The 8,382-nt window shown below is 63.0% G+C and carries 12 protein-coding genes; 8 read left to right on the forward strand and 4 right to left on the reverse strand.

Translation table 11 applies throughout. The features are described from left to right. The 8 genes from MUW49_RS16720 to MUW49_RS16755 all read left to right on the forward strand — a co-directional run. On the forward strand, positions 1–89 hold an 89-nt coding region (locus tag MUW49_RS16720; RefSeq protein ID WP_201997608.1), incomplete at its 5' end, for a transposase. 120 nt (positions 90–209) lie between these two features. Then, a complete protein-coding gene (locus MUW49_RS16725; protein ID WP_010674786.1) occupies positions 210–827 on the forward strand; it encodes a glutathione S-transferase family protein in 618 nt (205 codons plus the stop codon). A gap of 246 nt (positions 828–1,073) precedes the next feature. Beyond that, positions 1,074–1,493, forward strand: coding sequence for a D-ribose pyranase (gene rbsD, locus MUW49_RS16730; protein WP_010674787.1), 420 nt, complete (start codon positions 1,074–1,076; stop codon positions 1,491–1,493). Positions 1,494–1,528: 35 nt separating this feature from the next. Next, positions 1,529–3,058 carry a ribose ABC transporter ATP-binding protein RbsA gene (gene rbsA / locus MUW49_RS16735; RefSeq protein ID WP_161648069.1) on the forward strand — a complete coding sequence of 510 codons (1,530 nt, stop codon included), beginning with the start codon at positions 1,529–1,531 and terminating at the stop codon, positions 3,056–3,058. After that, positions 3,055–4,023: a ribose ABC transporter permease gene (rbsC, locus tag MUW49_RS16740; RefSeq protein ID WP_010674789.1), complete on the forward strand. Its 969-nt coding sequence runs from the start codon at positions 3,055–3,057 to the stop codon at positions 4,021–4,023. Before rbsA ends, rbsC begins: the two co-directional genes overlap by 4 nt. A 30-nt stretch (positions 4,024–4,053) precedes the next feature. Next, positions 4,054–4,929 (forward strand): ribose ABC transporter substrate-binding protein RbsB, encoded by an 876-nt coding sequence (gene rbsB, locus MUW49_RS16745; RefSeq protein ID WP_010674790.1) that lies wholly within the window; start codon positions 4,054–4,056, stop codon positions 4,927–4,929. Between the two features lie 98 nt (positions 4,930–5,027). Continuing rightward, entirely contained in the window at positions 5,028–5,960 is a 933-nt protein-coding gene (gene rbsK, locus MUW49_RS16750) for a ribokinase (RefSeq protein ID WP_010674791.1), read from the forward strand. Then, complete coding sequence (locus tag MUW49_RS16755) at positions 5,960–6,985, forward strand: substrate-binding domain-containing protein (RefSeq protein ID WP_041211440.1); 1,026 nt, start codon at positions 5,960–5,962, stop codon at positions 6,983–6,985. Before rbsK ends, MUW49_RS16755 begins: the two co-directional genes overlap by 1 nt. A gap of 89 nt (positions 6,986–7,074) precedes the next feature. On the opposite strand, the gene MUW49_RS16760 is transcribed toward MUW49_RS16755, so the two are convergent. From MUW49_RS16760 to MUW49_RS16775, 4 genes are all read right to left on the reverse strand, one after another. Next, complete coding sequence (locus MUW49_RS16760) at positions 7,075–7,314, reverse strand: hypothetical protein (RefSeq protein ID WP_029314550.1); 240 nt, start codon at positions 7,312–7,314, stop codon at positions 7,075–7,077. Between the two features lie 14 nt (positions 7,315–7,328). Continuing rightward, the gene (locus tag MUW49_RS16765; protein ID WP_161648070.1) at positions 7,329–7,556 is read right to left on the reverse strand and encodes a hypothetical protein; all 228 of its coding nucleotides are present in this window, start codon (positions 7,554–7,556) and stop codon (positions 7,329–7,331) included. Beyond that, complete coding sequence (locus tag MUW49_RS16770; protein ID WP_223924640.1) at positions 7,553–7,867, reverse strand: hypothetical protein; 315 nt, start codon at positions 7,865–7,867, stop codon at positions 7,553–7,555. The genes MUW49_RS16765 and MUW49_RS16770 overlap by 4 nt, the downstream gene beginning before the upstream one ends. Before the next feature lie 16 nt (positions 7,868–7,883). Next, the coding region (locus tag MUW49_RS16775) for a transposase (RefSeq protein ID WP_244812996.1) at positions 7,884–8,382 on the reverse strand (499 nt) is incomplete at its 5' end.

Here is an 8,382-nt window from a genome sequence, read left to right on the forward strand (position 1 = left end):
TACTCTGGTCACGCTCTTACTTTGCGGGCTCTTGCGGCGGAGCACCGTTGGAGGTGATCAAGCAATACATTCAAAACCAGCGGGGCTGACGCCCCGGCGAAATTCCCCTCCCACCTACGTCGGAGGGAGTCCCCTTTCGCATTTAATATGGCGCGCGCTGGCGGACGAGATGTCCACTGGCTCTTCTCTCTCACACAAGGAAAACGGTCATGTCCGAACTGACGCTCTATCTTGCCCCGGGTACCTGTGCCATGGCGGTACGCATCGCTCTGGTGGAGGCCGGTGCCCCTCACCTTGTCAAGCGCCTGGATCTGGCCGCTGGTGAACAGCGCAGCCCCGACTACCTCGCCATCAATCCCAAGGGGCGAGTCCCGGCACTGGTGACGGAGCATGGCGTGCTGACCGAAACACCGGCTCTGCTGCTCTACGTGGCCCAGCGTTTTCCTAACGCCGGGCTGGCCCCATTGGATGACCCCTTCCTCCTGGCCAGGATCCAGGAGGTACACAGTTTCCTCGTCTCCACCGTCCATGTCGCCCATGCCCATGGACGCCGTCCCGGCCGCTGGGCCGACGATGAACAGGCCATGGCTGCCATGCAGGCCAAGATGCCCCAGAACATGCGCGATGGCTTTGACCAGATTGAGCGCCACTATCTGGCCGGCCCCTGGGTACTGGGGGAGCGCTTTAGCCTGGCCGACATCTACCTCTTCGTGATTGCAGGCTGGCTCGAGAGCGACGGGGTTGCCATCAGCGAGTTTCCCAAGGTGGCGGATCACTATCAGCGCATGCTGGCCCGCCCCGCAGTGCAGGCGGCGCTCGCCCTCTGATCTCCTCGCGCCGGGTACGCCTTTTTGTGCGGGCAACATCCGGCGACGCCTCTCAGACGGGGTGCTCTTATGGCACCCGTTTCTTCTGAAATTGCCCTGTCACTGAGATCGTTTTCACATTTTCGTCATCACTGCCTAGACCCGTTAACGGTTAACACCTATCTTTCGCCCTAATGACGCAACCGGTTGCGTAACCGATTGCCCAACTCAATATTCATATGCGGTCCCATGCCGCCGAGGTGCTGTATGAAACGAGGCAAGCTGCTCAATGCTCCCTTAAGCGCGCTGGTCGCGCAGATGGGCCACACCGACGAGATCACCGTCTGCGACGCTGGCCTGCCCATTCCGGCAGGCCCCGAGCGCATCGATCTGGCGCTGATGGCGGGCACCCCCAGCCTTGAAACCGTACTGACCGCCCTACTCACCGACCTGGTGGTGGAGAAGGTGATCATGGCAAGCGAGATCAAGCAGATCAGTCCCGCCGCCCATCAGGCGCTGGTGGATCAGCTGGAGGCCCACGCAGCCGCCCAGGGCAAGCCCATCACCATCGAGTACTGCCTGCACGAAGCGTTCAAGGCTCGCTCCTGCCAGAGCAAGGCTATCGTGCGCAGCGGCGAGGTGACTCCCTACGCCAACCTGATCCTCTGCGCCGGTGTGGCGTTCTGAATTCTTCAAAGAAGGCCTCTTCAAGGAAGCTGCAAATGAGCACAACCTCCCCCCTCTCACCCATTCTGGAGCTGACCGAGATCGTCAAGACCTTCCCCGGTGTGCGCGCCCTCGACGAAGCGGGTCTTCGGGTCTATCCGGGCCAGGTGATGGCCCTGCTCGGCGAAAATGGCGCTGGCAAGTCGACCCTGATGAAGGTGCTGACCGGCATCTACCAGGCCAATTCGGGCAGCATCAGCTATCGCGGCCAGCCGGTTCACTTCAAGGGCCCCCGCGACTCCCAGGATCAGGGGATCAGCATCATCCACCAGGAGCTGAACCTGCTGCCGGAATTGTCGATTGCCGCCAATATCTTCCTCGGCCGCGAACCGCGCACCCGTTTTGGCAGCATCGACCACAAGCAACTGCGCGAACGGGCCAGCACCCTGCTGGCACGACTTGGCGTCAAACACGGCCCGGATACCCGGCTAGGGGATCTCTCCATCGGCGAACAGCAGATGGTGGAGATCGCCAAGGCGCTGTCGTTCGATGCCAGCGTCATCATCATGGACGAACCCACCGATGCCCTCACCGACACCGAAACCGAGCAGCTTTTCACCGTCATTCGCGAACTGCGCGAGCAGGGCTGCGGCATCGTCTACATCTCCCATCGCTTGAAGGAGATCTTCGAAATCTGCGATCGGGTCACCGTGCTGCGGGACGGCAAGTGGATCGGCGAGCAGGCGGTGAGCGATCTCGACGAAGACAGGATCATCGAGATGATGGTGGGTCGCCGGCTGGAAGAGCAGTACCCGCGCCTGGTGCGCGAACTCGGCCCCGTCAGCCTGCAGGTGAAGGATTTGGCCGGCCCCGGCGTGCGCGGGGTGAGCTTCTCCCTGCGTCAGGGTGAAATTCTGGGCTTTAGCGGCCTGATGGGCTCCGGCCGCACCGAGCTGATGAAGCTCATCTACGGTGCCAGCCCCATCAGCGCTGGCCAGATGACGGTGGATGGCCACGCCCTGGTACCCAGAAGCCCGGCCGATGGTCTGGCCGCTGGCATCGCCTATATCTCCGAGGATCGCAAGGGCGACGGCCTGGTGCTGGAGCTGTCGGTGCGCGAAAACATGAGCCTGTGCGCCCTCGGCGAGTTCATTCGTGGCGGCAAGATTGACGGCAAGGCCGAGCGCCAGGCGGTAGGAGACTATGTGCGTCTGTTCAACATCAAGACCCCGAGTCAGGATCAGCTGATCAAGCTCCTCTCCGGCGGCAACCAGCAGAAGGTGGCCATCGCCAAGGGGCTGCTGACCCGGCCCAAGGTGCTGATCCTGGATGAGCCGACCCGCGGCGTCGATGTCGGCGCCAAGAAGGAGATCTATCAGCTCATCAACCAGTTCAAGAAGGAGGGGATGAGCATCATCCTGGTCTCCTCCGAAATGCCGGAAGTGCTCGGCATGAGTGATCGCATTATGGTGATGCACGAAGGGCGCATCAGCGCAGAATTCAACACCCGCGATGCCAATCAGGAGAAGCTGATGGCAGCGGCAGTCGGTAAACAGTGGCAAGCAGAGCAAGAGGCAGCACAATGACAACCCAAACCCTTTCCCGCCGCGGCGTCATGAGCATGGCCTGGTGGATCGAGAACAAGTCCCTGGTCGCGCTGCTGGTGCTGATCGGCGTGGTCTCTTTCCTGAGCCCCAACTTCTTCACCGCCGACAACCTGCTCAACATCCTGCGCCAGACATCGGTCAACGCCATCATGGCGGTCGGCATGACGCTGGTCATCCTCACCGCCGGCATCGATCTGTCGGTCGGCTCGGTACTGGCCCTGTGCGGCGCCCTGGCCGCCACCATGGTGGCCATGGAACTGCCCATCGGCCTGGTGATCCCCCTCACCCTGGGGGCCGGCGCCCTGCTTGGCAGCATCAGCGGCCTCATCATCGCCAAGGGCAAGGTACAGGCGTTCATCGCCACCCTGGTCACCATGACCGCCCTGCGCGGCGTCACCATGGTCTACACCGAGGGGCGCCCCATCTCCACCGGCTTCAGTGACGGCGCCGATCACTTCGCCTGGCTCGGGACCGGCTACCTGCTGGGTCTGCCGGTGCCCATCTGGCTGATGGCCATCGTCTTCCTGCTGGCCTGGTACCTGCTCAACCACACTCGCCTGGGCCGCCACATCTATGCCCTCGGCGGCAACGAATCGGCCACCCGCCTCTCTGGTATCAATGTGGATCGGGTCAAGCTCGCGGTGTATGGTCTGTGCGGCATGCTGTCGGCACTGGCCGGGCTCATCGTCACATCCCGCCTCTCCTCCGCCCAGCCCACAGCCGGCATGGGGTACGAGCTGGATGCCATCGCCGCCGTTGTGCTGGGGGGCACCAGCCTGATGGGGGGCAAGGGCCGTATCATGGGTACCCTGATCGGTGCCCTCATCATCGGCTTCCTCAACAATGCCCTCAACCTGCTCGACGTCAGCTCCTATTACCAGATGATCGCCAAGGCCAGCGTGATTTTGCTTGCTGTGATGATCGATAACAAAAGCAACCGTTAACAAGCCACGCCACACACAAGGAATGAAATGATGAAAAAGCTCAATACCCTGCTCGCTGCCGCCATCATGTCCGTGCTGGGCACCGCCCAGGCCGCGGATCACACCCTGGCGATGGTGGTCTCCACCCTCAACAACCCCTTCTTCGTCACCATGAAGGAGGGGGCCGAAGCCAAGGCCAAGGAGCTTGGCTACGAGCTGGTGGTGCTGGACTCCCAGAACGACCCGGCCAAGGAGCTCTCCAACGTGGAAGATCTCACCGTGCGCAAGGTCAACGCCATCCTGATCAACCCGACCGACTCCGAAGCCGTGGGCAACGCCATTCGCCTGGCCAACAAGGCGAACATCCCGGTGCTGACCCTGGACCGCGGCGCAGCCCAGGGTGACGTCAAGGCCCACATCGCCTCCGACAACGTGGCCGGTGGCAAGCTGGCTGGCGACTTCATCGCCGAGAAGCTGGGCAGCGGTGCCAAGGTGATCCAGCTGGAAGGGATCGCAGGTACCTCCGCCGCCCGTGATCGCGGCGAAGGCTTCGCCCTGGCGGTCACCGCCAACAAACTGCAGGTGCTGGCCTCCCAACCCGCCGACTTTGACCGCACCAAGGGTCTGAACGTCATGGAGAACCTGCTGGCCGCCCATCCGACCGTGCAGGCAGTGTTCGCCCAGAACGACGAGATGGCGCTGGGTGCCATCCGCGCCGTGCAGGCCGCTGGCAAAGAGGTGATGATCGTGGGCTTTGACGGCACCGACGATGGCAAAGCCGCCGTGGCCAAGGGTAAACTGGCCGCCACCGTGGCCCAGCAGCCTGCCCTCATCGGCGCCATCGGCGTGGAAACCGCCGACAAGGTGCTCAAGGGTCAACCGGTGGAAAAATCCATCCCGGTACCGCTGCAAATCGTCAACAAGTAAGTTGACGGGGGGAGGTTCGCCTCCCCTCTCTTTTTCCGCCAGTGCCGCCTGGTCTGGGTCCACCCAGACCAGGATGTACTCAACCAAGGGTGATAGGAATGAATCGTCTCGTAGTCCTCGGCAGCGTGAATGCGGATCATGTGCTGCGCGTCCCCCACTTTCCCCGCCCCGGTGAAACCCTGACCGGCCACAGCTATCAGGTCGTTCCCGGCGGCAAGGGCGCCAATCAGGCGGTGGCCGCCGCCCGCCTCGGCGCCCCTGTCTCCTTCATCGCCCGCATCGGTGATGATGCCATCGGCCACCAGATGAAAACCGGGTTTGCCAACGACGGCATCGATGTCAGCGCCGTCGAACTCGACCCCAGGCTCCCCACCGGCATCGCCATCATCTATGTGAGCGACGAGGGGGAGAACAGCATCGGCATCTCCGCCGAAGCCAATGGCGCCCTCACCCCGGCCGTAGTGCAAGGTCACGAGGCGATGATCGCCGCCGCCCACACCCTGCTGCTGCAACTGGAAGTGCCGCTGGAGAGCGTGCAGGAAGCGGCCCGTCTGGCTCGTGCCCACGGCACCCGGGTGGTGCTCAACCCCGCCCCCGCGCGCCCGCTCTCAAGGGATCTGCTGGCGCTGGTGGACCTCATCACCCCCAACCAGACCGAGGCCGAGCTGCTGACCGGCGTCAAGGTGACGGACGAAGCGAGCGCCCGGGAGGCTGCCACCCGCTTCCACCAGATGGGCATCGGTGAGGTGATGATCACCCTGGGGTCTCAAGGGGTCTATTGCAGCAAGGGGCAGAAACAGGCGCTCATGCCGGGTTTTCGGGTCAAGGCGGTGGATACCACGGCGGCCGGGGATACCTTCAACGGCGCCTTCCTGGCGGCCGAGCTCGCCGGCGCCGACTTTGACGCAGCCGTACGCTTTGCCCACGGGGCGGCGGCACTCTCCGTCACCCGGTTTGGTGCCCAGAGCTCCATCCCGAGCAAGCAGGAGGTCGATGCTTTCCTCCTTGAACAGACTGCGCAGGGGCACTGATGGCCAATATCAAGGAGGTGGCTGCGCTGGCGGGGGTGTCGACCACCACCGTTTCCCACGTCATCAACGAGACCCGTTTCGTCGCCGAAGAGACCCGGGAGCGGGTCTTCGCCGCCATGCGCGATCTCAACTATGCCCCAAGCCTGGTGGCCCGCAGCCTCAAGGTAAAGGAGACCAACAGCATCGGCATGCTGGTCACCACCTCCAGCAACCCCTTCTTCGCCGAGGTGGTGCGCGGGGTGGAGCGCTACTGCTTCGAGCAGGGTTACAACCTGATGCTGGGCAACACCGAAGGACAGGCCGAGACGGCGCTCTCCTACCTCAAGATGATGCTCAGGAAACGGGTCGACGGCCTGCTCATCATGTGCAGCGAGGGGCAGCAGGAGGTGTTCAACCAGCTCGACTGGCTCAAGAGCCTGCCGGTCGTGGTGATGGACTGGGGCATGGAGAACGGCGAGGTGGATCTCATCGCCGACAACTCCCATCGCGGCGGCTACCTGGCAACCCGCCATCTGCTGGGGCTGGGTCACACTGCCATCGGTTGCATCACGGGACCCCACAGCCGCGCCCCGGCCAACCAGCGCCAGGCGGGTTTCGAGCAAGCGATGCAGGAGGCCGGGCTCACCGTCAATCCGGGCTGGATCCAGGAGGGAGACTTTGACTGCGCCAGCGGCGCCGCCGCCATGACCCGCCTACTGGCGCTGCCAGAGCGTCCCACCGCGCTGTTTGTCTGCAACGACATGATGGCCATGGGGGTCATCAGTGCCGCCCATCAGGCAGGGCTGGTGATCCCCCGCGATCTCTCCATCGTCGGCTATGACAACGTGGCGCTGGCCCAGTTCATGTCCCCCCCGCTCACCACGGTCAATCAACCGAAAGAGGAGCTGGGCCGTCTCGCCGTCACCCGGCTCTTGGCACGCATCAACGGCGAGCCCATCGCAAACCGCATGATCACCGTGGATCCGGACCTGGTGATCAGACACTCCTGCGCTCCCTTTTCCTCACCGGACAGCAAACCAGTTTAAGTGTCAGCAAGCAGCAGAAGGGCGGCCATGAGCCGCCCTTCTGTGTATTGTCTCCTTGGCATCGGCCCCGAGACTGCACAAGCCACCACTCAACTCAGCTTGAGATCATCCTCTTGCTGCGCCTCTCCCCGGGGAGCCAGGCGCAGCAGCCCCAGCGCCGTTGCCAACGGCTGGAGCAGCGCCTCGTACCCGGAGGGTGCTGGCAGCCAGTAGCGAATTGGCCAGCCCGCTTGCAGCAGTTCGGGGGCGCTGCTGCCAAGCTCGCTCAGCGCCAGCATGCAGCCACACTCGCGCATCTTCTCAAGCAGGGTGGCATCCGGTATCAGCACAGGCAATGCCAGGATCAGCCCCCCTGTGGCAAGGGGGGCAGGCTCGCCAGCAGAGGGGCCAGCTGGGCAGGCTGATGAAGCCTTACCAGCAAGGTGCCACTGCATGGCTCTTCTGTCAGCCATCGTGCCATCACGGGCCCAAGGACACCACGCTCTTGCATCCAGCCCACGTCACAGGGCTGCTGACTCACCTGCCAGCGCAGGCTGACCGCCGTCACCGGCACGCCCTGCTCGTCTCTCATCGCCTCGCAGAGGGTCTCCAGGGGGAAGGGGCGGCCCCCGCCAGCCATTCCCGCAGTTGGTGCAGCTGCCGCTGGGCCATGTGGAGGTCAGCCTTCATCGCACTCTGATACCACACCAGGATGGTCCCCTCACGCTTGGCCTCGTTCAATGCCAATATGGCCTGCTCCAATAGCTCATCGGCATCCTCGCCACCCTCGCGCCTGGCCACTCCGAAGCGACACGCCAGATCAAAGCTGCTTTCCCGGGTCACGAACTCAAACTGCAACAGACTCACCTTGACATCCTCCCCCACCTTAGCGCTTCGCGTCACAGGAGGGGGATTCCCATTACTGGGTGATAGCTGCTCGCGCAGTACCGGGTTCCTGCTTCATCGGGCGGCCTGATTGCACCACGCCTCCACAGGCTAAAACGGCGTGTCCCGCCGCTAAAATATTGCGAGCGCCGTTCACATCGGCGTTCGCCTCATAACCACACGCAGCGCATTTAAACTGGCTTTGCGTCTGGCGGTTATCCTTCGCAGTATGCCCACAACAGGCGCACTGCTGGCTCGTGTAGGCCGGGTTTATCGCCAACACCTGACCGCCTCGCCATGCCTGCTTATATTCGAGCTGGCGGCGCAGCTCAAACCAGCCCTGATCTAATATCGAACGATTCAGCCCTGATTTTGCCCGGACGTTGTGCCCCGGCTGGCTGGTCGTGCCCGCTGCTGATTTTGACATGCTGGCAACCTTCAAATCCTCAATGACGATCATCGCGTGGTTTTTGCTGATAGTCGTTGTGACCTTGTGAAGGTAATCGCGGCGGGTATTGGCGATATGTGAGTGC

Source organism: Aeromonas sp. LsrichE-8G (genome assembly GCF_022869435.1).
In the GTDB taxonomy this organism is placed as follows: Bacteria; Pseudomonadota; Gammaproteobacteria; order Enterobacterales; family Aeromonadaceae; genus Aeromonas; species Aeromonas caviae.